Source organism: Nonomuraea sp. NPDC059023, assembly GCF_042740095.1.
Taxonomy (GTDB): Bacteria; Actinomycetota; Actinomycetes; order Streptosporangiales; family Streptosporangiaceae; genus Nonomuraea.
Genome location: NZ_JBHYIO010000049.1, coordinates 42,266 through 68,122 on the forward strand (window position 1 = coordinate 42,266; position 25,857 = coordinate 68,122).

Below are 25,857 nucleotides of genomic sequence, written 5' to 3' on the forward strand. Positions count from 1 at the left end.
CTAGAACGCCACGGGCAGCGCGGAAAGCGAGCGCAGGATCGAGCCGCTCAGCCGCCACGAGAGCTCGTCCTCGCGGCAGCCGAGCCGCAGGTCCGGCAGGCGCTCCAGCAGCATGGCGAAGGCGACCTGTGCCTCCAGGCGCGCCAGCGGCGCGCCCAGGCAGAAGTGGATGCCGTGGCCGAAGGAGACGTGCCGGGTGTCCTGGCGGGCCACGTCGAGCCCGTCGGGGTGCGCGTTGGCGTGCGGGTCGCGGCCGGCGGCGCCGATGGAGACGTGGACGAAGGCGCCCTTGCCGACCGGCGTTCCGGCGATCTCCAGGTCTTCGAGGGCGATTCTGAACGTGCCGCGTTCCACTGGCGCGTCGAAGCGCAGGAACTCCTCGACGGCGTTCGGCACCAGCTCGGGACGGCTCTTGAGCAGCGCGAACTGCTCCGGGTCGAGCAGCAGGGCCAGGGTGCCGTTGCCGATGAGGTTGACGGTCGTCTCGTGCCCGGCGATCAACAGGAGCGCCAGCGTGGACAGCAGCTCCTTGTCGTCGAGCTCGGGGCTGGTCACCAGCACGCTGACCAGGTCGTCGCCGGGGTCGGCGCGGCGCGCGGCGATCAGGTCGGCGAAGTAGGCGCGCAGCGACTCGGTGGCCCGCGCCCGCCTGGCCTGCTGCTCCTCGTCGATCGCGGGATCGACCAGCGCGCCCGACCATTCGCGGAACAGCTCGCGGTCCTCGACCGGCACGCCCATCAGCTCGCAGATGACGACGATCGGCAACGGGAAGGCGAAGTCGGAGATGAGCTCGGCCCGGCCCCGTCCCTCGATCCCGTCGAGGAGCTCGCCGGTGATCTGCTCGATCCTGGGCCGCAGCAGCTCGATGCGGCGCGGGGTGAAGGCCCGCTGAACGACCTTGCGCAGCCGCGTGTGGTCGGGAGGGTCCGACATGAGCATGTTGTCGGCGAGGATCGGATCGCTGACGCGGACCGCGTCGCGAAACCACTCGGGGCCGCTGTCGATGTCCTTGGACAGCCGCGGGTCGGCCAGCGCCGCCCGGCCGTGCTCGTAGTCGACCACCACGTACGCCTCGGCGCCCGGCGGGAAGTCGACCCGGTGGATCGGGCCCTTGGCGCGCAGCTCCGCGTACATCGGGTACGGGTTCGCGCTGAACTCGGGCGAGAAGAAGAACTCGAAAGGCAGGTTTTCCGGCATGCGGCCACTCCTTTGGGTCCAGATCCACTCTGGCTCCGCGGAAGCGGCCGATCAGCCGCTTGTGACGGGAATCACCATCACTTGGTGGACATCTTGACATCCTTGATGATGAAGGGGTTCTTCGGTGCCGTTGAGCCGCCGTCACCCGTGATGTCGTCCGGGTTGACGATGAAGCCCTCCTTGGACGCCTGGTCGATGATCTCGAGGCCGCTGGTCACCGTGCCCAGGATCGAGTAGGCCGGGTCGAGCTGCGTGTTCTCGTCCGACATCGAGATGGCGAACTGGCTGGAGTTCTGCCCCTGGGCGTCGGTGGGCTGGGTCAGGAAGACCACGCCGCGGGTGTACGGCATGGCCCCGGCGGCCTCGTCACCGTAGACGTAGCCCGCGGTGCCCTGGCCGTCGGTGGGGTTCTTGCCGTCGGCCTTGGCCAGCGCGTCACCGCACTGCAGCAGGAACAGGCCCGAGTTCTCCGGCACCACCAGGCGGTGGCACTTGGTGTCGTCGTAGAAGTTCTTCTTGGCCAGGAACGCCATGGAGTTGACCGTGCACGGGGTGAACTTCGGGTCCACCTGGATCACGATGTCGCCGCGGTTCGTGACCACGGTCATCGTCTTGATCTTCAGGGAGTCGCCCGGCTTCTTGGGCGGGAACCCGACGAACTTCTTCGGGACGTCCTGCGTGTCCTTGGTGTACGTGCAGCTGATCGGGCCGGTCTTCGGCGTCATCGACGGCTCGGGCTCCGAGGAGGCGCTGGACGAAGGGGACGGCGAGGACGTCGCCGCGACCTTCTTGGCGTCGTCATCGCCGCCGCCGAGGAGGGTGGTGGCGGCGATGACGCCGCCGGCGACCAGGACCAGGGCCACACCGCCGCCGATGAGGGTGTTACGCCTGCCCTTGGCGTTTTCCCCAGCAGCACGCCGCGCCTGCCGCTCCTTGTGCTCTCGCGCCAGCTCGCTCTGGCGGTCGTCGCCGCTCACGGATATGTCCTCCATCTTTGCCGACACATGACCAAACAACTTCGCGAATGCTACCGGCCTCCCTTATGTGGTGTACGTAAGTGGCGGAAGGGACGGGAACCAGGTCCTTGTCTCATACGTAGTTGAAATGAGAACGGAGTGCTGCCATGTTCAACGAGATCCTCGGGCTCCCCGCCCACCCCCTGATCATCCATTTCGCCGTGGTGCTGACACCGCTGCTCGTGGCCGTTTCCGTGGTCTACGTCGCGGTCTCGCGCTGGCGGCCCCAGCTGGCCTGGGCGGTGGTGGCCCTGTCGGTGCTGGCGCCCGGCGCGGCCTTCGCGGCCAGGCAGAGCGGCTTGGCGCTGAAGGAGGCCCGGTTCGCCACCGCCGACGGCGAGCTGGGTCAGCGCATCGCCACCCACGAGAGCTTCGCCACCCCGCTGCTGCTGTCCACGCTGGCCCTCGGCGCCCTGTCGTTGCTGCTGGTCTTCGCCGCCCGCAACAAGACCGTGGGGCTGGTCCTTTCCGCGCTCACGGTCGTGGCGGCGCTCGTGGCCGCGTACTACGTGTTCCGCGCCGGTGACTCGGGAGCGAGAGCGGTGTGGACCCTGTAGTCTCGATTTGTGGATAGCCTGTTCGATTCGGCGGCTGAGGAGGCCACTCCGCAGCCGCTCGCCGTGCGGATGCGACCCCGCGCCCTCGACGAGGTGATCGGCCAGCGGCACCTGCTCGGCCCCGGCACGCCGCTGCGGCGGCTGGTGGAGAGCGAAGCGCCGATGTCGCTGTTCCTCTGGGGGCCGCCCGGCACGGGTAAGACCACGCTGGCGTACGTGGTCTCCAACGTCACCAAGCGCCGCTTCGTCGAGATCTCCGCCGTCTCGGCGGGCGTCAAGGACGTGCGCGCCGCCATCGACAACGCCCGGCGCGAGCTCGGCATGACCGGCCGCCAGACCGTGCTGTTCGTCGACGAGGTCCACCGCTTCAACAAGGCCCAGCAGGACGCCCTGCTGCCCGCCGTCGAGAACCGCTGGGTCACCTTCATCGGCGCCACCACCGAGAACCCGTATTTCTCCGTCATCTCCCCGCTGCTGTCGCGCTCGCTGCTGCTGACCCTGGAGTCGCTGTCCGACGACGACGTCCGCGCCGTCCTGGAGCGCGCCGTCGCCGAGGAGCGCGGCCTGGGCGGCCGCGCGAGCCTGGACCCGCAGGCCCTCGACCATCTCGTACGGCTGGCGGGCGGCGACGCCCGGCGCTCCCTGACCTATCTGGAGGCGGCCGCGCTCCTGGCCGACGACATCACCGTCGAGGTGGTCGAGAAGGCCGTCGACAAGGCGGCCGTCCGCTACGACCGCCAGGGCGACCAGCACTACGACGTCATCAGCGCCTTCATCAAGTCGATGCGCGGCTCCGACGCCGACGCCGCGCTCCACTACCTGGCCCGCATGATCGAGGCCGGTGAGGACCCCCGCTTCATCGCCCGGCGCATCGTCATCTTCGCCTCCGAGGACGTCGGCATGGCCGACCCCACCTGCCTGCAGACCGCGGTGGCCGTGGCCCAGGCCGTCCAGCTCATCGGCCTGCCGGAGGGCCAGATCAACCTGGCGCACGCGGTCATCCACTGCGCCATGGCCCCCAAGTCCAACGCCGTGGTGAAGGCCATCGGCGCCGCGGCGACCGACGTGCGCAAGGGCCTCATCGGCCAGGTGCCCGGCCACCTGCGCGACGCCCACTACCAGGGCGCGGCCAAGCTCGGCCACGGCGACGGCTACAAGTACCCGCACGACTTCGACCACGGCGTCGTCCGCCAGGACTACGCGCCGGAGCAGGTGCGCGAGCGGCGCTACTACGAGCCGACCAGGCACGGCGCGGAAGCGCCGGTCGCCGAGCGGTGGGCCAAGATCCGCGCCTTCCTCCGGGGCGAGTGAGCGCCGTGCACGGCACGCTGCACCACGTCGAGCTGTGGGTCGACTCCCTGGCCGAGGTCCTGCCCGGCTTCACCTGGCTGTTCGAGCGGCTGGGCTATGCGCCGTTCCAGAGCTGGGAGGGCGGGCGGTCCTGGCTGCTCGGCGCCACGTACGTGGTGCTGGAGGAGTCGCCGGCCCGCGTACCCGGCCGCCACGACCGGCTGCGCGCCGGGCTCAACCATCTCGCCTTCCACGTGGACGACCCCGACGCCATGGCCGAGGAGGCGCGCGAGCACGGCTGGACGCTCCTGTTCGCCGACCGCCATCCGTACGCGGGCGGGCCCGCCCACCACGCGGCCTACCTGGAGAACGCCGCGGGCTTCGAGATCGAACTGGTGCGCGCCACCGGCTGAGGGCGACCCCGGTCTTCTGCCGGGCCGAGCTCTGTCGTATGGTTTGAGCGTTCGATTAAAGCATTCGGTTAAGGGGTTCGCGATGGAGCGGAATGCCGCCCGCATGACCTTGGCGGGCGTGGTGAGCGCGCTGTTCGCGGCGATGGCGGCCTACAAGCTGCTGCACGCCGGAGGACTGGAGCAGACGGCGGTGTTCTACGTGGGCGTGCCCGCGGTCATCGCGATCACCGTGGTGCTGGTCGCCAAGCCGCGCTCGGCCATCGGGCTGGTGATGGCGGTCATCACCGTCGCGCTCGCGCTCGCCGGCCCGCTGCTGGGCGAGGGAATCGTCTGCCTGGTGTTCGCCGCGCCGCTGTTCTACCTGGTGGGGGCGCTGTTCGGGGCGTTCGCCGACTATCTGCGCGCCAAGGGGCCCAAGGGCCCGCAGATGCTCGCCGCGCCGCTGCTCCTGCTCGTCATGCTCGAAGGGGCGGGCGAGGCCACGTCGATGCCGCGCGAGGAGGTGGTCAGCGCGTCCGTCACCGCCCCGGGGGACGTGGCCGCCGCGCTGGCCGCGCCGCCCCGCTTCGCGCCCTACACCTCGGTCCTGCTCAAGCTCGGCTTCCCGCGGGCGCTGTCGGCGCGCGGCACCGGGCTCGGGACCGGTGCGACGCGCGAGATCGTCTTCAGCCCGCGCCGCTCCCTGGGCATCGGCGCCCGGCCCGAGCCGCGCTCGATGACGCTGCGGGTGAAGGAGAGCGCCCCTGGCCGGGTGGTGTTCGAGGTGGCCCGCGACACCACGCTGGCCCGCTGGCTGGAGCTGCGCGAAGCCGCGTTCACCTGGAACGGCGGCCGCCTCACCGTCGCGCTGAGCTACCGCAGGACCTTCGACCCCTCCTGGTACTTCGGCCCGATCCAGCGCCACGCCGCCACCGAGGCCGCCGGCTACCTGGCCCGGACGTTCGCCGGTGCGCGGTGAGCGCGGTCCTGATCAGGGGGCTCGGCCTGATGCTGCCGCTGGCCGCCGTCCTCGTGGCGGCCCTGCTCGCCGCGCGCGCCGGCCGCCTCGATCCGTCGCGCGCCGCCGCCGCCATCCTGGCCACCGGCTGGAACGCCATGGTGCTCATGGCCGTCAACCAGGGCGGCTGGTGGACCTTCCACGCCGAGGGCGGCACGCTGGCCGGGGTGCCACTCGACCTGCTGCTCGGCTGGGCGCTGCTGTGGGGCGCGCTGCCCGCGCTGGCCTTCCCCGAGGCGCCCGTGGCGCTCGGCGCCGCCGGGCTGGCCTGGTTCGACCTGGCGGTGATGCCGCTGGCCGAGCCCGTGGTGGTGCTCGGTCCCGACTGGCTGTACGGCGAGGCGGTGGCGGTCGGGCTCGCGCTCGTGCCCGGCCTGCTGCTGGCCCGCTGGACCGTGCGGGGGAGGCTGCCGATGGCCCGCGCCGGATTCCAGGTGGTGCTGGCCGCGGGGCTCGGGGTCGTCGCGCCCGTGCTGCTGCTCGGGGCGTGGCGGCAGCCCGCGTGGGTGCTGGCGCTCATGGCGCAGGCGCTGGCGGTGCCGTTCGTGATGGGGGCCTCGGCGGTGCGGGAGTTCGCGAGGACGGGCGGGGGCACGCCCTTTCCCTACGACCCTCCCCGGCGGCTGGTGACCGGCGGGCCTTACGCCTATGTGCGCAATCCCATGCAGGTGGCGATGACCGCCGGGTATGTGCTGCTGGCCGTACTCGACGTGCGCTTTCTCGCCGCGGCGGCGATCAGCCTCGCCTACGGCGCCGGGCTGGCCGCCTGGCACGAGGGCGAACAGCTCACGCGGCGCTTCGGCGCCGACTGGGCCGCCTACCGGGCCGCCGTGCGGGCATGGCTGCCGCGCTGGCGGCCCGCCGCGGTGCCCGCGACCGTGTACGTGGCGGCCACATGCGGGCAGTGCTCCCAGGTCGGCGCCTGGATCGAGCGGCGCGGCCCGGTCGCGCTGCGGGTCGTCGCCGCGGAGACCCACCCGGCCGGCTTGCGCCGCATCACCTACGAGCGCGCCGACGGCCTGCGGGCGCAGGGCGTCGCGGCCGTCGCGCACGTGCTCACCCACGTCCACCTGGGCTGGGCGCTGGCGGGCTGGCTGCTCCAGCTACCCTGCCTGAACGGCTTCGCCCAGCTCTGCGTGGACGCGCTGGGCGGCGGCCCACGCGAACTGGCCTGACCGGCCCCAGCACCTCGCCCGCCGCTCCGGCGTTCCACCCGGGCCCGGCACCTGCCACCGCGCCTCGCCCGGCACCTGCCGCATCGCCTCGCCCGGCGCTTGCCGCATCGGCATGTCCGCGCCGGTGGGCTGGCCGGGGTCGGCGCCCGTGTCGGTGAGCACGCCTGGGACGTCGCGCCGTGGCAGGTGGCGGCGGTGGCACGTGCGCCGATGGGCGCGCTGGGCCCCGCTGCCGCCCTTTGATGCCCTCTTCTGTCGGGCGGACGCGATAGGGTCTTGGCGTTCCGGCCCAGCGTAAGAGGGAGATGAGCGGAGTGCTTACCGCTGGAGAGGTCGCCGGGCTGATCGCCGCCACGGGCTGGATAGTCCTGGTCTGCGTGCTGGCCATGGTGCTCGTCAAGCTCGCCCGGCTGCTCACCGAGACCACCAAGATGGTCTCCGACCTGAGCGAGCGGGTGGTGCCGTTGCTCGAAGACGTCAGCGTCACGGTCAACGAGGCCAACCGGCAGCTCGTCGCGGTCGAGGCGATCACGAAGGACGTCAAGCAGGTCAGCTCGCACGCGGCCAAGCTCAGCGGGGTGACGCAGACCATCTTCACCGGCCCGCTGATCAAGGTCTCGGCGCTCAGCTACGGTGTGCGCAGGGCGATCCAGGCCCGCCGTCCGCGCCGCCGGGTGAGGCGGCACCGATGATCCGCCGCCTGTTCTACCTGTCGCTCGGCGCGTTCACCGCCGTCTGGGTGATGCGCAGGCTGCAGGCCATGCGTCCCGAGCATGTCGCCCGCCGTACCGTGGACAACGCGGCAGGGCTCCTGGAGCAGGTGAGAGACTTTACCTCGGACGCGCTCGGCGAGGCCGCCGAGCGCGAAACCACGTTGCGCGCCCGCTTCGGGCTCGACAACGGTGACAACCACCACTGATTGCAAAGGATGGCTGACATGGAGTCGGCAGAAATCGCTCGCCGCTTCCTGCGCTTCTTCGAGGAGCGTGGGCACAAAGTAGTGCCCTCGGCCAGCCTGATCGCCGAAGACCCCACGTTGCTGCTGGTGCCCGCGGGCATGGTCCCGTTCAAGCCGTACTTCCTGGGGCAGCGCAAGCCTCCGGCGGCCCGGCTGGCCAGTGTGCAGAAGTGCGTGCGCACGCCCGACATCGAAGAGGTCGGCAAGACCACGCGGCACGCGACGTTCTTCCAGATGCTCGGCAACTTCTCCTTCGGCGACTACTTCAAGGAGCAGGCGATCCCCTTCGCCTGGGAGCTGCTGACCAACGCCGAGTCCGACGGCGGCTTCGGCTTCCCGGAGGAGAAGCTCTGGGTGACGGTCTTCCTCGACGACGACGAGGCGATCGACATCTGGCACAACAAGGTCGGCGTGCCCATGGAGCGCATCCAGCGCCGCGGCCTGGAGGACAACTACTGGCACATGGGCGTGCCCGGCCCCGGCGGCCCCTGCTCGGAGATCTACTACGACCGCGGCCAGGAATACGGCAGGGACGGCGGCCCGGTGGCCGACGAGGACCGCTACCTCGAGGTCTGGAACAACGTCTTCATGCAGTACCAGCTCAGCGCGGTGCGCTCGAAGACCGACTTCGACGTCGCGGGCGAGCTGCCCGCCAAGAACATCGACACCGGCATGGGCCTGGAGCGCATGGCGACGATCCTGCAGGGTGTCGACAACCTCTACGAGATCGACACCACCTACAAGATCCTCGACAAGGCCGCCGAGCTCACCAAGACCCGCTACGGCCGCGACCCGCGCGCCGACATCAGCCTGCGAGTGATCGCCGACCACGTCCGCACCGGCACCATGCTGGTCGCCGACGGCGTCGCGCCCAGCAACGAGGGCCGCGGCTACGTGCTGCGCCGCATCCTGCGCCGCTCGATCCGCAACCTGCGCCTGCTGGGCTCGGGCGAAGAGCGCTACATGCACGAGCTCACCGACGTCACCATCGACGCGATGGGCGAGACCTACCCCGAGCTCAAGGCCGACGCCCCGCAGATCCACGCGGTCGTGGACGCCGAGGAGGCCTCCTTCCTCGGCACGCTGCGCACCGGCACCGCGATCTTCGACGTCGCCGTCGAGGAGACCAAGCGCAAGTCCGGCGGCACGCTCTCCGGCGACCAGGCCTTCCAGCTCCACGACACCTACGGCTTCCCCATCGACCTCACCCTGGAGATGGCGGCCGAGCAGGGCCTGAAGGTCGACGAGGACGGCTTCCGCCGCCTCATGAAGGAGCAGCGCGAGCGCGCCAAGGCCGACGCGAAGGCCAAGAAGACCGGCAACGCCGACATCTCCGTCTTCGGCACGCTGCTGGAGAAGGCGGGCAAGGTCGAGTTCCTCGGCTACGACGCCACCGAGGCCGACTCCACCGTCCTCGGCATCCTCGTCGACGGCGCCTCCGTGCCCGTCGCCGGCAAGGGCGCCACGGTCGAGATCGTGCTGGGCCGTACCCCCTTCTACGCCGAGGGCGGCGGCCAGCTCGCCGACCAGGGCGTCATCCGCACCGGCAGTGGCGAGGCCGAGATCCTCGACGTGCAGTCGCCCATCGGCGGCCTGGTCGTCCACCGCGGGCGCGTGCGCGAGGGCGAGATCAGAGCCGGCGACGAGGCGCACGCCGAGATCGACATCGAGCGCCGCCGCGCGATCTCGCGCAGCCACAGCGCCACCCACCTCGTCCACCGCGGCTTCAAGAACGCGCTCGGCGAGACCGCGGCGCAGGCCGGCTCGGAGAACTCGCCCGGCCGCTTCCGCTTCGACTTCACCGCCGCGGGCGCCGTCCCGCAGAGCGTGCTGCGCGATGTCGAGGACGAGGTCAACGCCGTCCTCATCAACGACCTCCAGGTCAACGCCTTCTACACCACGCAGGCCGAGGCGCGCGCCATGGGCGCCCTGGCCATGTTCGGCGAGAAGTACGGCGACGAGGTCCGCGTCGTCGAGATCGGCGACTACTCCCGCGAGTTGTGCGGCGGCACCCACGTCCACAGCTCCGGGCAGCTCGGCCTGGTCAAGGTGCTCGGCGAGCAGTCCGTCGGCGCCGGCGTGCGCCGCGTCGAGGCGCTGGTCGGCATCGACGCCTTCCGCTTCCTGGCCCGCGAGAGCCTGCTCGTCGCCCAGCTCACCGAGCAGCTCAAGGCTCGCCGCGAGGAGCTGCCCGAGCGGGTCGAGGGCATCGTCTCCCGGCTGCGCACCGCCGAGAAGGACCTGGAGAAGCTGCGCTCCGCCCAGGTGCTCCAGATCGCCGGCGAACTCGCCTCTCAGGCTCGTGACCTGCACGGAGTCTCCTTCGTCGCGCACCGCGCGCCTGATGGAACCGGTGCCGATGACCTGCGTAAGCTCGCGCTTGATGTGCGCGGCAGGTTCCCGGCCGACCGCCCGGCGGTCGTCGTGATCGCCGGGGCCCCCACCGAACGGCCCGTGGTGGTTGCCGCGGTCAACGAGGCGGGACGCGAGCGTGGTCTCAAGGCCGGGCGACTGGTCGGCGTCGCCGCCAAGGCACTTGGGGGTGGCGGTGGCGGCAAGGACGATGTCGCGCAGGGCGGTGGCACCGACGCGGGCGCCGTCGCCGACGCGCTGCAGGCTGTCGAGCGGTCCGTCGGTGAGCAGCTCACCTGACATGAGGTTCGGCACAAGGCTCGGCGTCGACGTCGGGTCCGTACGCATCGGCGTGGCCCGCAGCGACCCCTCGGGACTGCTGGCCACCCCGGTCGAAACGGTCAGGCGCGGCAAGGGCGACCAGACCAGGATCGCGGCGATCGCCGCCGAGCACGAGGCGATCGAGGTGATCGTGGGCCTGCCCACGTCGCTGTCCGGCCGCGAGGGGCAGGCCGCCGAGCTGGCCCGCGCCTTCGCCCGTTCGCTGGCGGTACGGCTGGCGCCCATCCCGGTCCGGCTCTACGACGAGCGGCTGACCACGGTCGCCGCCCAGCAGGGGCTGCGGGCCAGCGGGGTCAAGGCCAAGAAGCAGCGCGGGGTCGTCGACCAGGCGGCGGCCGTGGTGCTGCTGCAGGACGCGCTCGACCGGGAACGCGCCACAGGCGAGCCACCGGGCAGACCCGTCGATCCGCCCGCCGGGGCGGACGACGGGACTGCCCGGTGAGCGGACACGAGCACCCGGCCGGAGGCCCAGCCCAGGATCCCCGGCCTGACGAGCCACCGTCCGAGGACTCACCGTCCGCGGGGCCTTCCGCCGCGGGTGATTCGCTCGCGGATGAGTCGTCCGCAGGTGAGTCGTCCGCGGGTGAGCGGTCTGCGGGTGAGCGGTCTGCGGGTGAGCGGTCCGGGCGCGGGGCCTTCGTGCCCGAGCAGGGGTCGCCCGGAGGCGGGTCGCCCGGAAACGGGTCGCCCGGAAACGGGTCGCCCGGAGCAGGGTCGCCCGGAGGCGAGGCGGCCAGGGCTGGGCAGGATCGGGCCCGGGACGCGGCCGGGCTGGCCGCCGCCGTTCCGCCCCAGGGCGGTGCCAAGGACGACTCCGGCTCGCTGGCCGCGGAACTGCTGGCCGGCGGGGAGATCGACGTGGCCGAGGAGGTCGGGGCGGAGACCGTGCCGCTGCCCGCCCAGCGCGGCCTTACCCGGCGGACCAAGGGGCTGCTGGTGGCCGGGTTCGCCGCGTCGGTGGTGGCGGTGGGTGTCGGTGGCTACGTGGTGGCGAAGCCGTACCTGCTGCCCGATGACTTCGACGGGCAGGGGAGCGGCGCGGTCACGGTGCGCATCCAACCCGGCTCCAGCGCGGGAGAGGTGGGCGCGGCGCTGACGGCGGCGGGGGTGGTGGCGAGCGCGCGCTCGTTCATCAACGCCACCGAGCAGAAGGCGGTCGCCGACCGGCTGCGGCCGGGGCACTACCGGATGCGCAAGGGCATGGCGGCGGGGGCGGCCGTGGACATGCTGCTGCATCCCGGGTCGCGGGTCGTGAAGAAGGTGTCGGTGCCGGAGGGCATGCGGGCCGAGGAGGTGTTCCGGCGGGTGGCGGCCCAGGGCGGGCTGCCGCTGAACGAGCTGCGCTCGATCGACACCGACCTGCTCGGGCTGCCGGAGTACGCACGAGGCGTGGAGGGGTTCCTGTTCCCGGCGACGTACGAGATCGAGCCGGACTCCTCGGCCACGGACGTGGTCGCGGCGATGGTGGAGCGGTTCACGACGGCGGCCGGAGAGGTGAAGCTGGCCCAGCGGGCTCCCGAGGTGAACCTGACGCCGCTGGAGGTCGTGACGGTGGCCAGCATCGTGCAGGCCGAGGGCGGCAGGGACTCCGACTATCCGAAGATCGCCAGGGTGATCTACAACCGGATGGAGCAGGGGATGCCGCTGCAGATGGACAGCACGGTGACGTACGCCCAGAGCCGCCGGACGTTGAAGGTGTCGGTGAAGGACACGCGGGTGCGCTCGCCGTACAACACCTACCTGCGCGCGGGGCTGCCGCCGGGGCCGATCTCCAGCCCTGGAGAGAAGGCGCTGATGGCGGCTTTGAAGCCTGCAGAGGGTGATTGGTACTGGTTTGTCACCACCGATCCGGAGCATAGAATCACGAAATTCACCGATAAAGAGAGTGAGTTTGTGAGATACCGGGAAGAGCTGAACGAATACCTCGGGACCAACTGATGCTCGTCGGGACACCCCCCGTCCCGCAGGGACTCTCCCTGCGCCGCCCCGCGGAAGGGGCGCACGCACTCTCCGTGTCCCCTAGCATGGCTACTCAGAGTGATCATCGCTGGTCATCCGCATGTGACCGGCGGTTCCCCCCGTTCCGCTCGGTAACCCTCGCCGGTCTTGACGCCAGGCCGGTCATACCGGGAGATTGGCCATCGCAGCTATGAACGATCTCGACATGGACCTGCTCCTCGGCTCCGAGGACGACAACGGACGCTCGCGCCGCCAGAAGGGCAACGGCCGGCGCGGGCGCCGCCGTCGCCGCCGCCGCAATCGCGGCGGCTTCCTGGCGCCGCTGCTCGCGCTCATCGTCTTGCTCGGCATCGTCGGCGGCGGTGGCTACTACGGCTACCTGTGGGTGAGCGACCGCCTCGTGCCCGGCGACTTCTCCGGCCCCGGCAGCGGCTCGGTCGCCCTGGAGATCAGGCAGGGCCAGAGCGCCACCGACGTCGCGGAGGAACTCGAGCGCCTCGGCGTCATCAAGGACTCCAGGGCCTTCATCAACGCCGTCACCAACTCCGGCAAGAGCGCCTCGCTCGTTCCTGGCCACTACACGCTGCGCAAGCAGATGCGCGCCGCGGACGCCGTCAGCGAACTCGACGCGAACAACCGGCAGTACACCCAGGTGACGCTGCCGGAGGGCCTGCGCCTCAGCGACACGTTCACACAGCTCGCCGGAAAGACGAAGATCCCGGCCAAGGACTTCGCCGCCGCCGCCAAGAAGGCCGGCGACCTCGGCCTGCCCGGCTACGCCAAGGGCCGCCTGGAGGGCTACGCGTTCCCCGCGACCTACCAGTTCCCGCCGAAGTCGAGCGCGAGCGCGGTCCTCACCAAGATGGTCGACCGCTTCAAGGAGACCGCCGACCGGGCGGGTCTGGAGGCGGGCGCCAAGGACCTCGGCCGCACACCGCACGAGATCATGATCATCGCGAGCATCATCCAGGCGGAGGCCGGGCGCCAGGAGGACATGGGCAAGATCTCCCGCGTCGTCTACAACCGGCTCGCCCACAAGCCGGAGATGCACCTGAAGATGGACAGCACGGTCATGTACGCACTCGGCAAGTACAAGACGGCCGCCACCTTCGCCGAGACGAAGACGCCGTCGAAGTACAACACGTACCTGCACCTGGGCCTGCCACCCGGCCCCATCGCCAACCCGGGCGACCACGCGATCGAGGCCGCGCTCAACCCGACGCCGGGCACATGGCTGTATTTCGTCGCCACCGACCCGAAGAGCCAGGTCACCAAGTTCGCCACCACGGACGCGGAGTTCCAGGTGCTGCTCAACGAGTACAAGAAGAACGGCGGCTGAGCGGGCGGCGGTCCATCGCGGCAGGCCTTTTCGTTGCGGCGGGCCCCTTTCAAGGGCCCCCGCCTTGTGGCGGGCCCTCTTCAAGGGGGGCCCTCCGTTGTGGCGGCGCTCTTCAAGGGCGCCTTTCCGTTACGGCAAGCCACCAAGACGCCACCCGCCGTCGCGGGCGGGCGCAGGTCGGGGGGATCGCTTCTCACGTCGGACGCACTCCCCGCCGCAACGGCCCGCCTTGGCCAGCCAAGTGGTTGGTGTTCCCAGGCCGCTGATTTCGGCCGGATCGGTGGCCAGGGGTAGGGTCCTGTGGCTGGATAGGGAGGGGTTTCATGCGGGCAGCGGTTCTCGGTTCGCCGATCGCGCATTCGCTCTCGCCGTACCTGCACAGGGCGGCCTACCGGGCGATGGGCCTGAACGACTGGACCTACGACGCCTTCGAGTGCGACGAGGCGGCGCTGCCCGCGCGGATGGCGGGCCTGCGCGGTGAGGCCGGGCAGTGGGCGGGGCTGTCGCTGACGATGCCGCTCAAGCGGGCCGTGCTGCCCCTGCTGGATTCCGTCTCCGAGCTGGCCGTCGAGGTCGGCGGGGCCAACACGGTGGTCTTCCGTGATGGGTCCGCCCGCGGTGAGAACACCGATGTTTACGGGATCGAGCGGGCGCTGGCCGAGGCGGGTGTGCCGCGGCCCGGTTCGGCGCTGGTGCTGGGTGGGGGAGCGACCGCCGGTTCCGCGCTGGCGGCCCTGCGGAACCTGGGGCTGGAGCGGGTGACGCTGGCCGTACGGGATGCCGGGCGGGCGGCCGGGACGGCCGCGGTGGCCGGGCGGCTGGGGGTGGCGCTGCGCGTGGCGCCACTGGACGAGCTCGACGACCTGCTCGGGGTCGACCTGGTGATCTCCACGCTGCCGGGCGGCGCCGCCGACGGTTACGCGGGGGCGCTGGCGGGTGTGCCGGCGTTGTTCGACGTGGTCTACGCGCCGTGGCCCACGAAGGCGGCGGCGAGCGTGCTGGAGGCGGGCGGGCGCGTGGTGGGCGGGTTCGCCATGCTGCTGCACCAGGCGGTGCGGCAGGTGGAGCTGATGACCGGCCGCGCGGACGTGCCGGTGGAGGCCATGCGCGCGGCCGGCGAGGCGGAGATCCTCAGACGGGCCAGTCAAACGGGTTGATGATCCGCAGGTCGAGCCCGTTGAAGTCCTTGACGTTCCGGGTGACGAGGGTCCAGTTGCGGGTACGCGCGGTGGCGGCCATGAGCCCGTCGACGACGGGAATGGGGCGGATGGCGTTGAACCGGCCCCACTCCTCGGCCACTTCGGTGGTGACGGGCAGGATCCGCGTGGCGAACTCGGCCTGGAGCCTGGTGAGCCAGGCCTCGTGCGCGGCGGCCTGTACCGGGTCGTGGCGCCTGGAGAGCTCGATGCCCTTGCGTATCTCACCCATGACCAGGACGCTCAGGTAGAGGGTCGGCCCGTTGATCGTCTCCAGCCAGGCGGCCACCCCCGGATCCCGGTGGCGCTGGTCATCTCCGAGACGACGTTGGTGTCCAGCAGGTAGGTCACCAGTCGGTTCCCAGGTCAACCTCGCGGGGCAGATCTCGGGACCGGGTGAGGTCGAGGTCGCTGAGATCGGGTCCGGACATGAGGAACTCCTTGAAGTCGGGTTCGCCTCCCTTGAGTCGCCGGTACTCGGCCATGTCGATGATCACGGCCACGTCCTCGCCGTGCCGGGTGACGATCTGGGGTCCTTCGTCGTGTGCCCGCCGCACCACCTCGCTGAAGCGCTGCTTGGCCTCCTGGAGCTGCCATGAGGACATGGACCCACCTCCTGTCTAGTCTGTCTAGATTAGCAAGTTGGCCCGGTAACACACAGTGATAGCAAGCCGACGCTCCTGAGGCGGGATGATTCGAAGAACTCGGTGTGTTGTGGTAACGTAACTCCCTGATCGGTCCGGCATGCCTTGCTGGACGCGCAAGCGGAGGTCTCCCTCCCACCTGAGTCGCCGCCCGGCGGCCGGGTCCAGGATCACGCCGGACTACTCCGGGGAGCTTACGGCCACGAAGCCGACGAGCTCAGTGGCCCCGCATGCGCGACGTGCGGGGCTTTTCGCGTGTACAGACACGTACGTGCGAAGCTCTCGGCACGACGAGCACGTAGGGACGCAAACCTAGGAGGCCCCATCAGCACTGAGCCCCGCATCAACGAGCGTATCCGAGTTCCCGAGGTTCGCCTCGTGGGCCCGAACGGCGAGCAGGTCGGCATCGTCTCCATTCACGACGCCCTCAAGCTCGCCCAGGAGGCCGACCTCGACCTCGTCGAGGTCGCGGCCACGGCTCGACCGCCCGTGTGCAAGCTCATGGACTACGGAAAATTCAAGTACGAGTCCGCGATGAAGGCGCGCGAGGCGCGCAAGAATCAGGCGCACACGATCATCAAGGAGATCAAGCTCCGGCCGAAGATCGACCCGCACGACTACGAGACCAAGAAGGGTCACGTGGTGCGGTTCCTCAAGGCGGGAGACAAGGTCAAAGTCACGATCATGTTCCGCGGACGTGAGCAGTCGCGTCCCGAGCTGGGCTTCCGGCTCCTGCAGAAGCTGGCGGAGGACGTCACGGAGCTCGGCTTCGTCGAGTCCCAGCCCAAGCAGGACGGCCGAAACATGATCATGGTGATCGGTCCGCACAAGAAGAAGGCCGAGGCCAAGGCCGAAAAGGCCGCAGCCAAGGCACAGCGTGGCGGCGAGGAGCCTTCTCCGGGCGAGGAAGCTTCCGTACCAGGTGAGGAAGTTTCCGCACAGGAAGCGTGACCCGCGGTTCGGGTTAGCCTTACACGGCAACCCCCGAACGACGCCACTGCCGTAACGAAGACGCCGCGACCGGGTCGGCCTGCACCGACCCGGCCACCGGCACGGACGAATTGAGGGAGAGACGGCGAGATGCCGAAGATGAAGACGCACAGCGGTGCGAAGAAGCGGTTCCGGCTCACCGGCACCGGCAAGGTCAAGCGCCGTCGTGCCGCTCGCGCGCACTACAACGAGTGGAAGTCCTCCACGCTGACGCGCCGTCTCAAGGGCGAAGTGATTGTCTCCGACAATGACGTCAAGAAGATCAAGAAGCTGCTCGCTAAGTAGCGCGAACCCCCGGGGAGATACAACATGGCACGCGTGAAGCGGGCGCTCAACGCCAAGAAGAAGCGCAAGGTCGTCCTCGAACGGGCAGCGGGCTACCGCGGCCAGCGGTCGCGGCTCTACCGCAAGGCCAAGGAGCAGATGCTCCACTCGATGACGTACGCCTACCGGGACCGTAAGGACCGTAAGGGTGCGTTCCGCCGTCTGTGGATCCAGCGGATCAACGCCGCGGCCCGCCAGAACGGCATGACCTACAACCGCCTGATCCAGGGACTGCGTCTGGCCCACATCGAGGTCGACCGCAAGATCCTCGCCGACCTCGCGGTGAACGACAGCCAGACCTTCGCCACGCTCGTCGAGGCCGCCAAGAAGGCGCTGCCGGCGAACGTGAACGCGCCGGCCGCGAGCTGAGGTTTTACGGTCAAGGGGCCCACCTCCGGTGGGCCCTTTTTGCATGGCACTGGGGGACAACGTGGAGCTGACCAACATCAGGGCGCCGCGGGTGAAGGCGGCCAGGCGCCTGGCCAAGCGCTCCTTCCGCGACCAGGACCGCAGGTTCGTGGCCGAGGGCCCGCAGGCGGTGCGCGAGGCGCTCAAGCTCGACGGCGTGACGCTGGAGCTGTTCGCCACGGCGGAGGCCGAGCTGCGCCACCCCGATCTGGTCGGCGAGGCGCTCTCGCGTGACCTGCCGGTGCACCGCGCCAGCGGCGAGGTGATGGCCGAGCTCTCGCAGACGGTCACCCCGCAGGGGTTGCTGGCCATCTGCCGCTTCGTGCACGTCCCGCTGGAGGAGGCGCTCGGCGGCGACCCCCGCCTGGTGGCGGTGCTCGCGCACGTGCGCGATCCGGGCAACGCCGGCACCGTGATGCGGGCGGCCGACGCGGCGGGGGCCGATTCCGTGGTCTTCACCGACGCTTCCGTGGACCCCTACAACGGCAAGTGCGTACGCGCCAGCGCCGGCAGCCTGTTCCACCTGCCGGTGGTGATCGGCAGCCCGGTGGCGGGAGCCGTACGGGCGCTCAAGGACAAGGGACTGCGGGTGCTGGCCGCGGACGGCGCGGGCGAGCGCACCCTCGACGACGTGGCCCTGTCGGGGCCGACGGCGTGGATCTTCGGCAACGAGGCGTGGGGGCTGCCCGAGGAAGTACGCGCGCTGGCCGACGACGTGGTGCGGGTGCCCATCTACGGGCAGGCGGAGAGCCTCAACCTGGCGACCGCGGCAGCAGTGTGTCTCTACGCGTCCGCACGGGCTCAGCGGGTGCCCTAGGGGCGCGGAAACCCGCTATTGTCGGCCATGTAGTCGAGGAGGCGGGGTCGTGCACGGCGAAGACAGCGAAGGTCGGGTGGTGGCCTCCGTGTGCACGATCGGCATCGACGACCTTCCCGACGGGGTCATCGTCACCGACAGGTTCGGCAGGGTGCTGGCGCTCAACAAGGCGGCCGAGAGGCTGACGGGCGTGCCCGTCGAACGGGCCGTCGGACGGCACATGAACGACGTCTTCCCGCTGCGCGACCACGACGGCCGCGAGTGGTGGAAGGCGCTCGACCCGGAGGGTGGGCTGCGCACCCGCACCCGCGTCCCGGAACGCCCGCTGCATCTGCCCGGCGGCCAGGAGCTCCACGTGACCGCCCGGCTGGTGCGCGATCCCGAGCGCCGCGGCGACGTCGAACGGGTGACGATCGTGCTGCGCGACGGCGGCGCCCGCGCCCGGCTGGAACGCAGCCGCGCCGACCTGGTCTCGACCGTCGCCCACGAGCTGCGCTCGCCGCTGACCAGCGTCAAGGGCTTCACCGCGACGCTGCTGGCCAAGTGGAGCCGTTTCACCGACGAGCAGAAGCGCGTCATGCTCGACACCATCAACACCGACGCCGACCGCGTCACGCGGCTGATCACCGAGCTGCTCGACGTCTCGCGCATCGAGTCGGGCCGCATGGAGGTGCACCGCCAGGTCGTCGACGTGCCCGCGCGGGTGCGCCGGGTCATCGCCGGGCGCGTGGCCGCGGGCGAGCCAGAGGACCGTTTCCGGCTCGCCGTCGCCGGCCACCTGCCCGAGACCTGGCTCGACCAGGACAAGATCGACCAGATTCTCGGTAACCTGGTGGAAAACGCTTTGCGGCACGGACGCGGAACCGTGAGCATTGACGTTCAAGCCGTCGACTATGGAGTAGCCGTGTCTGTGCGCGACCAGGGTGAGGGCATCCGCCCCGAGCTGGCCACGCGCGTCTTCCGGCAGTTCTGGCGCGGCAACAGTCGCCGGCGCGGCGGCACCGGGCTTGGCCTGTTCATCGTCAAGGGCCTGGTCGAGGCGCACGGCGGGACGATCACCGTGCAGCGTGCTCCCGAGGGCGGGGCCGAGTTCCGATTTATGTTGCCCACCGGCACGCCTGACTTCGCGTAGGTCATCGGCTCCGGTGGGCCAGCACTAGACTCAGTCTCGCTCAAGCCCTGGATACGGAGCTCTCTCTTGTCTGACTACGACCCTGTCGAGGTCACGCCCCTGCATGCCGACGAGCTGTCGCGCATGGAGGCGGACGCCGTAACGGCGATCAAGGCGGCCGGCAGCCTCGACGAACTCAAGCAGGTACGCCTGGCCCACGCCGGCGACCGTTCGCCCATCGCGCTGGCCAACCGCGAGATCGGCGCGCTGCCCCCGGCCGCGCGCGCCGAGGCGGGCAAGCGCATCGGCGCCGCCCGCAAGGCCGTGGGCGAGGCGCTGGCCGCCCGCCAGGCCGAGCTGGAGACCGAGCGCGACGCCCGCGTCCTCGTCGAGGAGACCGTCGACGTCACCCTCCCGTGGGACCGCCGGCCGCAGGGGGCCCGTCACCCCCTGACCACGATGCAGGAACGCATCGCCGACACCTTCGTCGCCATGGGCTACGAGGTCGCCGAGGGCCCCGAGCTCGAAGGCGAGTGGTTCAACTTCGACGCGCTCAACATCTCCAAGGACCACCCGGCCCGCTCCGACCACGACACCTTCTTCGTGGAGTCGGCCGACTCGGGCATGGTGCTGCGCACGCAGACCTCACCGGTGCAGATCCGCGCGCTGCTGCAGCGCGGCGTACCGTGTTACGTGGTCTCGCCGGGCAAGACCTTCCGCACCGACGAGCTCGACGCCACCCACACCCCGGTCTTCCACCAGGTCGAGGGCCTGGCGGTCGACGAGGGCCTGACGATGGCGCACCTGAAGGGCACGCTCGACCGCTTCGCGGAGGTCATGTTCGGCGAGGGCATCACCACGCGCTTCCGGCCGCACTACTTCCCCTTCACCGAGCCGTCGGCCGAGATGGACCTGAAGTGCTTCGTCTGCCGCGGCACCAGTGCCGTGCCGGGCAACCCGCCGTGCCGTACCTGCAAGAGCGAGGGCTGGATCGAGTGGGGCGGCTGCGGCATGGTCAACCCGCGGGTGCTCGTCGCGGGCGGCGTCGACCCGGCCCGCTACAGCGGCTTCGCCTTCGGCATGGGCATCGAGCGCACGCTGATGTTCCGCCACAACGCCGAGGACATGCGCGACATGGTCGAGGGTGACGTCCGCTTCTCGCTCCCGTTCGGAATGGAGATCTGATGAAGGCCCCGCTTTCCTGGCTGCGGGAGTACGTCGATCTGCCGCCGGTCACCGCCCACGAGGTCGCCGAGCGGCTGACCGCGGCCGGGCTCAAGCTGGAGCGGATCATCTCCCACGGCCACGACGTCAAGAACGTCGTCGTCGGCGAGGTCCTCGAGATCGAGGAGCTCACCGGCTTCAAGAAGCCGATCCGCCACTGCAAGGTCGAGGTCGGCGAGGCGACGCCGCGCGAGATCGTCTGCGGCGCCAGCAACTTCGTGGCCGGCGACCGCGTCCCGGTCGTGCTGCCCGGCGGCGTGCTGCCCGGCGGTTTCGAGGTCGGCGCGCGCAAGACCTACGGCCGGCTGTCCGAGGGCATGATCTGCTCCGAGCGTGAGCTCGGGCTCGGCGACGACCACGACGGCATCATGGTCCTGCCGCCCGAGACGCCCATCGGCACCGACGTGGTCGAGCTGCTCGGCCTGCGCGACGACGTCATCGAGATGGAGATCACCCCCGACATCAGCTACGCGATGTCGATGCGCGGCGTGGCCCGTGAGGCGGCCATCGCCTTCGGCGTGCCCTTCCACGACCCCGCCGACCTCCAGCCGCCCGCCGCCGCCGAGGAGGCGTGGCCGGCGTGGATCGCCGACGCCACCGCCTGCGACCGGTTCGTGCTGCGCGAGGTGCGCGGCTTCGACCCGGCCGCGAAGAGCCCCCTCTGGATGCGGGTACGGCTGACGCGCGCCGGCATGCGGCCGGTCTCGCTGGCCGTCGACATCACCAACTACGTGATGCTGGAGATGGGCCAGCCCCTGCACGCGTTCGACCGGGCCAAGCTCACCGGCGAGATCGTCGTACGCCGCGCCGAGCCCGGCGAGCGCCTGGAGACCCTCGACCACGTGGTGCGCGAGCTCCACCCCGAGGACATCCTCATCACCGACCAGTCGGGGCCGATCTCGATGGCCGGCACCATGGGCGGCCTGGCCACCGAGATCTCCGAGACGACCACCGACGTGGTCATCGAGGCGGCGCACTTCTCCGCGCCCGGCATCTCGCGCGAGTCGCGCGCCCACAACCTGGTCTCGGAGTCGTCCAAGCGCTTCGAGCGCGGCGTCGACCGGGAGCTGCCGGTGGTCGCCACCTGGCGGGCGGTCACCATGCTGGCCGAGCTGGGCGGCGCCGCCATCCAGCCGGGGCTCACCCACGCCGAGGTCGAGGTGGAGCCGGCGCGCATCGCCATCCCGGCCGCCTACCCGGGTCAGGTGGGCGGCGTGCCGTACCCGAAGGAGACCGTGGTGCGGCGCCTGGAGCAGGTCGGCTGCACGGTCGCCGACGGCGACGACCCGGCGATCCGCCGGGGCGGCGTCGCGCCCACCGCGGTGGTCACCGGCGGCGAGATCGCGGCCAGGCTGGCCGTCACCGGCCCCGACATGATCACGGTGACGCCGCCGTCGTGGCGCACCGACCTGACCGACCCGGCCGACCTGGCCGAGGAGGTCATCCGGCTCGAAGGGTACGACGGGCTGCCGTCGGTGCTGCCCAAGGCGCCCGCCGGCGCCGGCCTCACCGAGACGCAGCGGCTGCGCCGGCGTGTCGGGCGGGTGCTGGCCGACCACGGTTACGTCGAGGTGCTGTCCTACCCGTTCATCGGGCAGGCCGACCTCGACAACCTGCAGCTTCCCGCGGACGACGATCGCAGGCGGGCCACCCGGCTGACGAACCCGATCTCCGACGACGAGCCGTACATGCGCACCACGCTGCTGCCCGGCCTGCTCAAGACGCTGGTACGCAACGTGGGCCGGGGCTTCGCCGACATCTCGCTGTTCGAGTCCGGCCTGGTCTACCGCGCCAAGCCCGGCGCCACGGCGACCGCCCCGGTCTTCGGCGTGGAGCGCGCCCCCGCAGGGGAGGAGCTCGCCGCGCTGGAGGCCGCGCTGCCCGCCCAGCCGGAACGGCTGGCCGTCGTGCTGGCCGGTGAGTTCGAACGCTCCGGCTGGTGGGGCAAGGGCCGCCAGGCCACCTGGGCCGACGCCGTCGAGGCGGCCAGGATGGCGGCCGCGCAGGCAGGGGTGGAGCTGCGGGTCGCCGCCGACCAGCACGAGCCGTGGCACCCGGGCCGCTGCGCCGCCCTCTACGCCGGCGACACGCTGGTGGGTCACGCGGGCGAGCTGCACCCGCGCGTCATCGAGGCCTACGGCCTGCCGCCGCGCACCTGCGCGATGGAGATGGAGCTGACCCGCCTGGACCTGCGGGGCCCGGTGAACGCGCCGGCCGTGTCCGCCTACCCGGTGGCCACCCAGGACGTGGCCCTGATCGTCGCCGCCGGCACCCCGGAGGCCTCGGTGGCCGCCGCGCTGCGCGAGGGGGCGGGCGATCTGCTGGAGTCGATCCGGCTGTTCGACGTCTACACCGGGGCACAGGTGGGCGAGGGGAACAAGTCCCTGGCCTACACGCTGCGCTTCCGCGCACCGGAGCGGACGCTGACGGTGGAGGAGACGACGGCGGCCCGTGACGCGGCGGTGGCGCTGGCCGCCGACCGCGTGGGCGCATCGCTACGCGGAGCCTGACGGGAGGCGGGCACGGCGTTCGGCCGTGTCCGCCTTTCAGAGCTGGTCGATCTCGGTGAGGTCGATGTCGATGGCGAACGGCACGGGCACCTTGAGCCGGTCGTGGAAGATGCCGGTGACGGCGTAGCTCCCGGTAGACGGCTCCAGCGCGTAGACGTGGACCATCAACTGGCCCTCTGCGTTCTCGACGCGCCAGAAGTAGGGGATGCCCGCCCGCGCGTAGAGCACGGGCTTGCGCTCCCTGTCACGCACCCTGGAGTCCGGGGAGACGACCTCAACGGCCAGCAGGACGTCGTCGGCGTCGTAGAAGGTCGCGTCGGGCTGGATGCGGGCTCCCGGGCCGAGGATGATCAGATCTGGCTCGGGGCGCTGGGTCGCGGACAGCCGTACGCTCATCTCACGCCGCACCCGGTGATCGCTCGGCACCGAACCGCGAAGCGCCTTCTCCAGAAGGTAGAGCGCGGAAGTGTGGAAGTCTCGCTGGGGGCTCACGAAGACCAAGCTTCCGTCAATCAACTCCGTGTGCGCAGGCAAATCCGGAATGCGATCGAGGTCCTCCGCGACGAAGCCTTCCGGGGGCGGGAAGACCCAGTCGGGAAGCGATGGTGGCTTCTCAGGCATATCTATGCTCACCGCTTCGGCCGTCATGGTTCTACGGTAGCAATCTATGAAGGACGGGGCTGTGCGAAACCTGCTGGTGTTCGGTGAGCGGGATGACGCCGAGGCGGTGGCCGAGGTGCTGGGGGAGTGGCTGGGCGAGGTGCCCCGGGTGGTGCGGGAGACCCTGGCGGGCGAGGACGACGCCGAGGACGCGCAGTGGGTCGTGGTCGTCGAGGACCTGCCCGCGGAGCTGGCCGGCAAGGTCGAGGCGCTGGCCGAGGAGTATGACGGGTGGCGGGAGAGTCTCTAGCCGATGCGGGGTGAACGGATGCGGGTCGCGGTCTTGTCCGATGTGCACGGGGTGCTGCCCGCGCTGGAGGCGGTGCTGGGTGAGGCGGATGTGCGGGGTGCGGACCTGCTGGTGCTGACCGGCGACGTGGCCGCGGGGCCGATGCCGGTCGAGACGATCGATCTGCTGGTCTCGCTGGGGGAGCGGGCGCTCTGGGTCGGCGGCAACGCCGACCGGGAACTGGTGGAGGCGGCTCGGGGGCAGGCGCCGGAGTTCGCGATCTCGCGGTGGGCGGGGGAGCGGCTGCGGGATGATCAGGTTGACGTGCTCGCCGCTCTGCCCGCCCGGCAGGAGCTGGAGCTCGGCCGGCTGGGGCGGACGTTGTTCGTGCACGGGACACCGCGCAGTGACGACGAGGTCGTGCTCGTCGACAGCTCGCTGGAGCGGTGGCGCGAGGTGCTGGACGGGGAGCCGGCCGACACGGTGGTGCTGGGGAACACGCACATGCCGTTCGCGCGGCTGGCCGATCGGCGGCTGATCGTGAACCCGGGGTCCGTCGGCATGCCGTACGGGATGGACGGGGCTCATTGGGCGCTGCTCGACTCCGTCAGCGGGGCGGTGACGTTGCGGCGGACCCCCCTCGACGCCGCGGACGTGGCGGCCCGGCTGGTGGCGGGGTCGGGATTCGGCGGGATCGAGGAGTGGGTCGCGGAGTATGTGCGGGAGGTCTACTCCGACGCGGTGGCGCTGACGGCGTTCGCGCGGCGCGAGGGCCGGTGAAGCCGCACCCGGTCAGGGTGCGGCCATTTCGCGGCGGGCCTTCTCGGCCAGGGCGTGTTCGTCGGTGCGGGCGTCGTAGCGGCGGAATTTCGGCAGCGCTCCGGCCAAGGCGACCACCGCGCCCACGCACAGCAGGCCGCCCGCGCCCAGCGCGAAGCGGGCGCCGCCGAAGGCGGCCATCGCTCCGGCGCGGGCGTTGCCCAGCATGGGGCCGCTGGCGTACGACAGCAGTTCGATGCCGGCCAGGCGGCCGCGCAGCTCGTTCGGGATGGTCTGGTTCCACATGGTCGAGCGGAAGATGCCGCTGATCATGTCGGCGGCGCCCGCCAGCGCGAGACAGAAGAAGACCGCGAACATGTTCGGCACCACCGCGGCCAGCGCCACGGCCACGCCCCACAGCCCGGCGGCCACGATCACGCCCAGGCCGTGCCGGTGCACCCGTGCCGTCCAGCCGCCGGTGAGGGAGGCGATCAGGGCGCCCACCGCGCTCGCCGAGTAGAGCAGCCCGACCGCCTCCGGCGCCCCCAGCTGCTTGGCCAGGAACGGGAACAGCGCCGTCGACATGGCGAAGACCATCGCCGCGATGTCGACCAGGTAGGTGCCCATGAGGTCGCTGCGGCGCCAGGCGTAGCGGACGCCCTCGGCGAGCGTCTTCAGCGAGGCGGGCCGCGCCTCCTCGTGCGGCGGCACCGCGCGGATCCGCCACAGCAGCACCAGCGACAGCGCGAACGACACCGTGTCCAGCCCGTAGGCCAGGGCGCTGCCGTAGGTGACCACGAGCAGGCCGCCCAGGGCGGGCGCGGCGATGGCGCCGATGTTCCAGCGCAGGCTGGCCAGCACCGCCGCCGCAGCCAGCTGGTCGTGCCGGACGACCTGTGGGATGAGCGCCTCAAGGCTGGGCCGCTGCAGGCAGGTCAGCCCCATCGCGATCGCGCCGACCACGTACAGCACCCACACCTGCGGGCGCGGCAGCAGCGCGTTGACGGTCAGCAGGCCCGAGGTGACCAGCAGGCCCACCTCACTGAACAGCACGATCTTGCGCCGGTCGAGCGCGTCGGCGATCGCCCCGCCCCACAGCCCGCACACGACCATCGGCACGAACTCGGCCAGGCTCATCAGTCCCACGGCGACGTAGTCGCCGGTCAGCTCCATCATCTGGAACGGCAGCGCCACCATGGTGACGAACGTGCCGAACATCGTGATCACCCCGGAGACCATCAGCAGCCGGTAGTCACGCGAGTCGCGCAACGGGCCCAGGTCGGGTGCGATGCGTTTGATGAGGGAGAACACGAGGTGACATTGTCCGTCGTGCCCGCGCGCGAGCTCAAACGGTTTTCTCCCTGACGCGGGGAAGGGCCCTCCCGGCGAC

Annotated in this window: 27 protein-coding genes and 1 pseudogene; 22 read left to right on the forward strand and 6 right to left on the reverse strand. The window is 70.9% G+C overall.

Annotated features, from left to right (window positions below):
* Positions 1-1,197 carry a cytochrome P450 gene (locus ACFWYW_RS50775; RefSeq protein WP_379624699.1) on the reverse strand — a complete coding sequence of 399 codons (1,197 nt, stop codon included), beginning with the start codon at positions 1,195-1,197 and terminating at the stop codon, positions 1-3.
* A gap of 77 nt (positions 1,198-1,274) precedes the next feature.
* Entirely contained in the window at positions 1,275-2,174 is a 900-nt protein-coding gene (locus tag ACFWYW_RS50780; RefSeq protein WP_379636420.1) for a peptidylprolyl isomerase, read from the reverse strand.
* 146 nt (positions 2,175-2,320) lie between these two features.
* Between ACFWYW_RS50780 and ACFWYW_RS50785 the strand changes: the two genes are divergently transcribed.
* The 13 genes from ACFWYW_RS50785 (at position 2,321) to ACFWYW_RS50845 (ending at position 14,752) form a co-directional block, all read left to right on the forward strand.
* Positions 2,321-2,770 carry a DUF2231 domain-containing protein gene (locus tag ACFWYW_RS50785; RefSeq protein ID WP_379624703.1) on the forward strand — a complete coding sequence of 150 codons (450 nt, stop codon included), beginning with the start codon at positions 2,321-2,323 and terminating at the stop codon, positions 2,768-2,770.
* Between the two features lie 69 nt (positions 2,771-2,839).
* Positions 2,840-4,081 carry a replication-associated recombination protein A gene (locus ACFWYW_RS50790; RefSeq protein ID WP_379624747.1) on the forward strand — a complete coding sequence of 414 codons (1,242 nt, stop codon included), beginning with the start codon at positions 2,840-2,842 and terminating at the stop codon, positions 4,079-4,081.
* A 5-nt stretch (positions 4,082-4,086) separates the two neighbouring features.
* Positions 4,087-4,473, forward strand: a complete 387-nt coding sequence (locus ACFWYW_RS50795) for a VOC family protein (RefSeq protein ID WP_379624705.1) — start codon at positions 4,087-4,089, stop codon at positions 4,471-4,473.
* Between the two features lie 82 nt (positions 4,474-4,555).
* A complete protein-coding gene (locus ACFWYW_RS50800) occupies positions 4,556-5,431 on the forward strand; it encodes a hypothetical protein (protein ID WP_379624708.1) in 876 nt (291 codons plus the stop codon).
* Entirely contained in the window at positions 5,428-6,645 is a 1,218-nt protein-coding gene (locus tag ACFWYW_RS50805) for a methyltransferase family protein (RefSeq protein ID WP_379624710.1), read from the forward strand. Before ACFWYW_RS50800 ends, ACFWYW_RS50805 begins: the two co-directional genes overlap by 4 nt.
* A gap of 99 nt (positions 6,646-6,744) precedes the next feature.
* The gene (locus tag ACFWYW_RS50810; protein ID WP_379624712.1) at positions 6,745-6,888 is read left to right on the forward strand and encodes a hypothetical protein; all 144 of its coding nucleotides are present in this window, start codon (positions 6,745-6,747) and stop codon (positions 6,886-6,888) included.
* 62 nt (positions 6,889-6,950) lie between these two features.
* Positions 6,951-7,337 carry a DUF948 domain-containing protein gene (locus ACFWYW_RS50815; RefSeq protein ID WP_379624714.1) on the forward strand — a complete coding sequence of 129 codons (387 nt, stop codon included), beginning with the start codon at positions 6,951-6,953 and terminating at the stop codon, positions 7,335-7,337.
* Entirely contained in the window at positions 7,334-7,564 is a 231-nt protein-coding gene (locus ACFWYW_RS50820) for a hypothetical protein (protein ID WP_379636430.1), read from the forward strand. The genes ACFWYW_RS50815 and ACFWYW_RS50820 overlap by 4 nt, the downstream gene beginning before the upstream one ends.
* A gap of 18 nt (positions 7,565-7,582) precedes the next feature.
* Complete coding sequence (gene alaS, locus ACFWYW_RS50825; protein ID WP_379624718.1) at positions 7,583-10,255, forward strand: alanine--tRNA ligase; 2,673 nt, start codon at positions 7,583-7,585, stop codon at positions 10,253-10,255.
* A gap of 1 nt (position 10,256) precedes the next feature.
* Positions 10,257-10,739, forward strand: coding sequence for a Holliday junction resolvase RuvX (ruvX, locus tag ACFWYW_RS50830; RefSeq protein WP_379624720.1), 483 nt, complete (start codon positions 10,257-10,259; stop codon positions 10,737-10,739).
* Positions 10,740-10,936: 197 nt separating this feature from the next.
* The gene (gene mltG / locus ACFWYW_RS50835) at positions 10,937-12,235 is read left to right on the forward strand and encodes an endolytic transglycosylase MltG (RefSeq protein ID WP_379624722.1); all 1,299 of its coding nucleotides are present in this window, start codon (positions 10,937-10,939) and stop codon (positions 12,233-12,235) included.
* Positions 12,236-12,446: 211 nt separating this feature from the next.
* The gene (gene mltG, locus ACFWYW_RS50840) at positions 12,447-13,595 is read left to right on the forward strand and encodes an endolytic transglycosylase MltG (RefSeq protein WP_379624724.1); all 1,149 of its coding nucleotides are present in this window, start codon (positions 12,447-12,449) and stop codon (positions 13,593-13,595) included.
* Between the two features lie 323 nt (positions 13,596-13,918).
* Complete coding sequence (locus tag ACFWYW_RS50845; protein ID WP_379624726.1) at positions 13,919-14,752, forward strand: shikimate dehydrogenase; 834 nt, start codon at positions 13,919-13,921, stop codon at positions 14,750-14,752.
* Here the strand turns inward: ACFWYW_RS50845 and ACFWYW_RS50850 are convergent.
* Both ACFWYW_RS50850 and ACFWYW_RS50855 read right to left on the reverse strand, forming a co-directional pair.
* On the reverse strand, positions 14,727-15,080 hold the full coding sequence (locus ACFWYW_RS50850; RefSeq protein ID WP_379624728.1) for a type II toxin-antitoxin system VapC family toxin: 354 nt from the start codon (positions 15,078-15,080) through the stop codon (positions 14,727-14,729). The two genes, ACFWYW_RS50845 and ACFWYW_RS50850, sit on opposite strands and share 26 nt — an antisense overlap.
* Before the next feature lie 58 nt (positions 15,081-15,138).
* Positions 15,139-15,396 carry a type II toxin-antitoxin system Phd/YefM family antitoxin gene (locus tag ACFWYW_RS50855; RefSeq protein ID WP_184961806.1) on the reverse strand — a complete coding sequence of 86 codons (258 nt, stop codon included), beginning with the start codon at positions 15,394-15,396 and terminating at the stop codon, positions 15,139-15,141.
* Between the two features lie 363 nt (positions 15,397-15,759).
* Between ACFWYW_RS50855 and infC the strand changes: the two are divergent.
* The 7 genes and pseudogenes from infC to ACFWYW_RS50890 all read left to right on the forward strand — a co-directional run.
* Positions 15,760-16,272: pseudogene (infC, locus tag ACFWYW_RS50860) on the forward strand (translation initiation factor IF-3); the annotation flags it as partial.
* A gap of 243 nt (positions 16,273-16,515) precedes the next feature.
* Entirely contained in the window at positions 16,516-16,710 is a 195-nt protein-coding gene (gene rpmI / locus ACFWYW_RS50865; RefSeq protein ID WP_379624731.1) for a 50S ribosomal protein L35, read from the forward strand.
* Between the two features lie 24 nt (positions 16,711-16,734).
* Positions 16,735-17,118, forward strand: a complete 384-nt coding sequence (rplT, locus tag ACFWYW_RS50870) for a 50S ribosomal protein L20 (RefSeq protein ID WP_184961802.1) — start codon at positions 16,735-16,737, stop codon at positions 17,116-17,118.
* A gap of 43 nt (positions 17,119-17,161) precedes the next feature.
* Positions 17,162-17,974: a TrmH family RNA methyltransferase gene (locus ACFWYW_RS50875; RefSeq protein ID WP_379624733.1), complete on the forward strand. Its 813-nt coding sequence runs from the start codon at positions 17,162-17,164 to the stop codon at positions 17,972-17,974.
* A gap of 49 nt (positions 17,975-18,023) precedes the next feature.
* Positions 18,024-19,106: an ATP-binding protein gene (locus ACFWYW_RS50880; protein WP_379624735.1), complete on the forward strand. Its 1,083-nt coding sequence runs from the start codon at positions 18,024-18,026 to the stop codon at positions 19,104-19,106.
* 123 nt (positions 19,107-19,229) lie between these two features.
* A complete protein-coding gene (gene pheS / locus ACFWYW_RS50885; RefSeq protein ID WP_379624749.1) occupies positions 19,230-20,270 on the forward strand; it encodes a phenylalanine--tRNA ligase subunit alpha in 1,041 nt (346 codons plus the stop codon).
* Positions 20,270-22,819: a phenylalanine--tRNA ligase subunit beta gene (locus tag ACFWYW_RS50890; protein WP_379624737.1), complete on the forward strand. Its 2,550-nt coding sequence runs from the start codon at positions 20,270-20,272 to the stop codon at positions 22,817-22,819. The genes pheS and ACFWYW_RS50890 overlap by 1 nt, the downstream gene beginning before the upstream one ends.
* 36 nt (positions 22,820-22,855) lie before the next feature.
* On the opposite strand, the gene ACFWYW_RS50895 is transcribed toward ACFWYW_RS50890, so the two are convergent.
* A complete protein-coding gene (locus ACFWYW_RS50895; RefSeq protein ID WP_379624751.1) occupies positions 22,856-23,440 on the reverse strand; it encodes a Uma2 family endonuclease in 585 nt (194 codons plus the stop codon).
* 61 nt (positions 23,441-23,501) lie between these two features.
* Between ACFWYW_RS50895 and ACFWYW_RS50900 the strand changes: the two genes are divergently transcribed.
* Positions 23,502-23,729 carry a hypothetical protein gene (locus tag ACFWYW_RS50900; protein WP_379624739.1) on the forward strand — a complete coding sequence of 76 codons (228 nt, stop codon included), beginning with the start codon at positions 23,502-23,504 and terminating at the stop codon, positions 23,727-23,729.
* Between the two features lie 18 nt (positions 23,730-23,747).
* Complete coding sequence (locus tag ACFWYW_RS50905; protein WP_379624741.1) at positions 23,748-24,488, forward strand: metallophosphoesterase family protein; 741 nt, start codon at positions 23,748-23,750, stop codon at positions 24,486-24,488.
* Positions 24,489-24,500: 12 nt separating this feature from the next.
* Here the strand turns inward: ACFWYW_RS50905 and ACFWYW_RS50910 are convergent, their stop codons facing one another.
* A complete protein-coding gene (locus ACFWYW_RS50910; RefSeq protein ID WP_379624743.1) occupies positions 24,501-25,778 on the reverse strand; it encodes an MFS transporter in 1,278 nt (425 codons plus the stop codon).
* Between the last annotated feature and the right edge of the window lie 79 nt (positions 25,779-25,857).

Bases quoted from the DNA above. Each gene is read 5' to 3' on its own strand.
- ACFWYW_RS50775 (WP_379624699.1), bottom strand. From the start codon at position 1,197: ATGCCGGAAAACCTGCCTTTCGAGTTCTTCTTCTCGCCCGAGTTCAGC.
- ACFWYW_RS50785 (WP_379624703.1), top strand. From the start codon at position 2,321: ATGTTCAACGAGATCCTCGGGCTCCCCGCCCACCCCCTGATCATCCAT.
- ACFWYW_RS50790 (WP_379624747.1), top strand. From the start codon at position 2,840: ATGCGACCCCGCGCCCTCGACGAGGTGATCGGCCAGCGGCACCTGCTC.
- ACFWYW_RS50800 (WP_379624708.1), top strand. From the start codon at position 4,556: ATGGAGCGGAATGCCGCCCGCATGACCTTGGCGGGCGTGGTGAGCGCG.
- ACFWYW_RS50815 (WP_379624714.1), top strand. From the start codon at position 6,951: ATGAGCGGAGTGCTTACCGCTGGAGAGGTCGCCGGGCTGATCGCCGCC.
- ACFWYW_RS50820 (WP_379636430.1), top strand. From the start codon at position 7,334: ATGATCCGCCGCCTGTTCTACCTGTCGCTCGGCGCGTTCACCGCCGTC.
- alaS (WP_379624718.1), top strand. From the start codon at position 7,583: ATGGAGTCGGCAGAAATCGCTCGCCGCTTCCTGCGCTTCTTCGAGGAG.
- ruvX (WP_379624720.1), top strand. From the start codon at position 10,257: ATGAGGTTCGGCACAAGGCTCGGCGTCGACGTCGGGTCCGTACGCATC.
- mltG (WP_379624724.1), top strand. From the start codon at position 12,447: ATGAACGATCTCGACATGGACCTGCTCCTCGGCTCCGAGGACGACAAC.
- ACFWYW_RS50845 (WP_379624726.1), top strand. From the start codon at position 13,919: ATGCGGGCAGCGGTTCTCGGTTCGCCGATCGCGCATTCGCTCTCGCCG.
- ACFWYW_RS50855 (WP_184961806.1), bottom strand. From the start codon at position 15,396: ATGTCCTCATGGCAGCTCCAGGAGGCCAAGCAGCGCTTCAGCGAGGTG.
- rpmI (WP_379624731.1), top strand. From the start codon at position 16,516: ATGCCGAAGATGAAGACGCACAGCGGTGCGAAGAAGCGGTTCCGGCTC.
- rplT (WP_184961802.1), top strand. From the start codon at position 16,735: ATGGCACGCGTGAAGCGGGCGCTCAACGCCAAGAAGAAGCGCAAGGTC.
- ACFWYW_RS50875 (WP_379624733.1), top strand. From the start codon at position 17,162: ATGGCACTGGGGGACAACGTGGAGCTGACCAACATCAGGGCGCCGCGG.
- pheS (WP_379624749.1), top strand. From the start codon at position 19,230: ATGGAGGCGGACGCCGTAACGGCGATCAAGGCGGCCGGCAGCCTCGAC.
- ACFWYW_RS50890 (WP_379624737.1), top strand. From the start codon at position 20,270: ATGAAGGCCCCGCTTTCCTGGCTGCGGGAGTACGTCGATCTGCCGCCG.
- ACFWYW_RS50895 (WP_379624751.1), bottom strand. From the start codon at position 23,440: ATGCCTGAGAAGCCACCATCGCTTCCCGACTGGGTCTTCCCGCCCCCG.
- ACFWYW_RS50905 (WP_379624741.1), top strand. From the start codon at position 23,748: ATGCGGGTCGCGGTCTTGTCCGATGTGCACGGGGTGCTGCCCGCGCTG.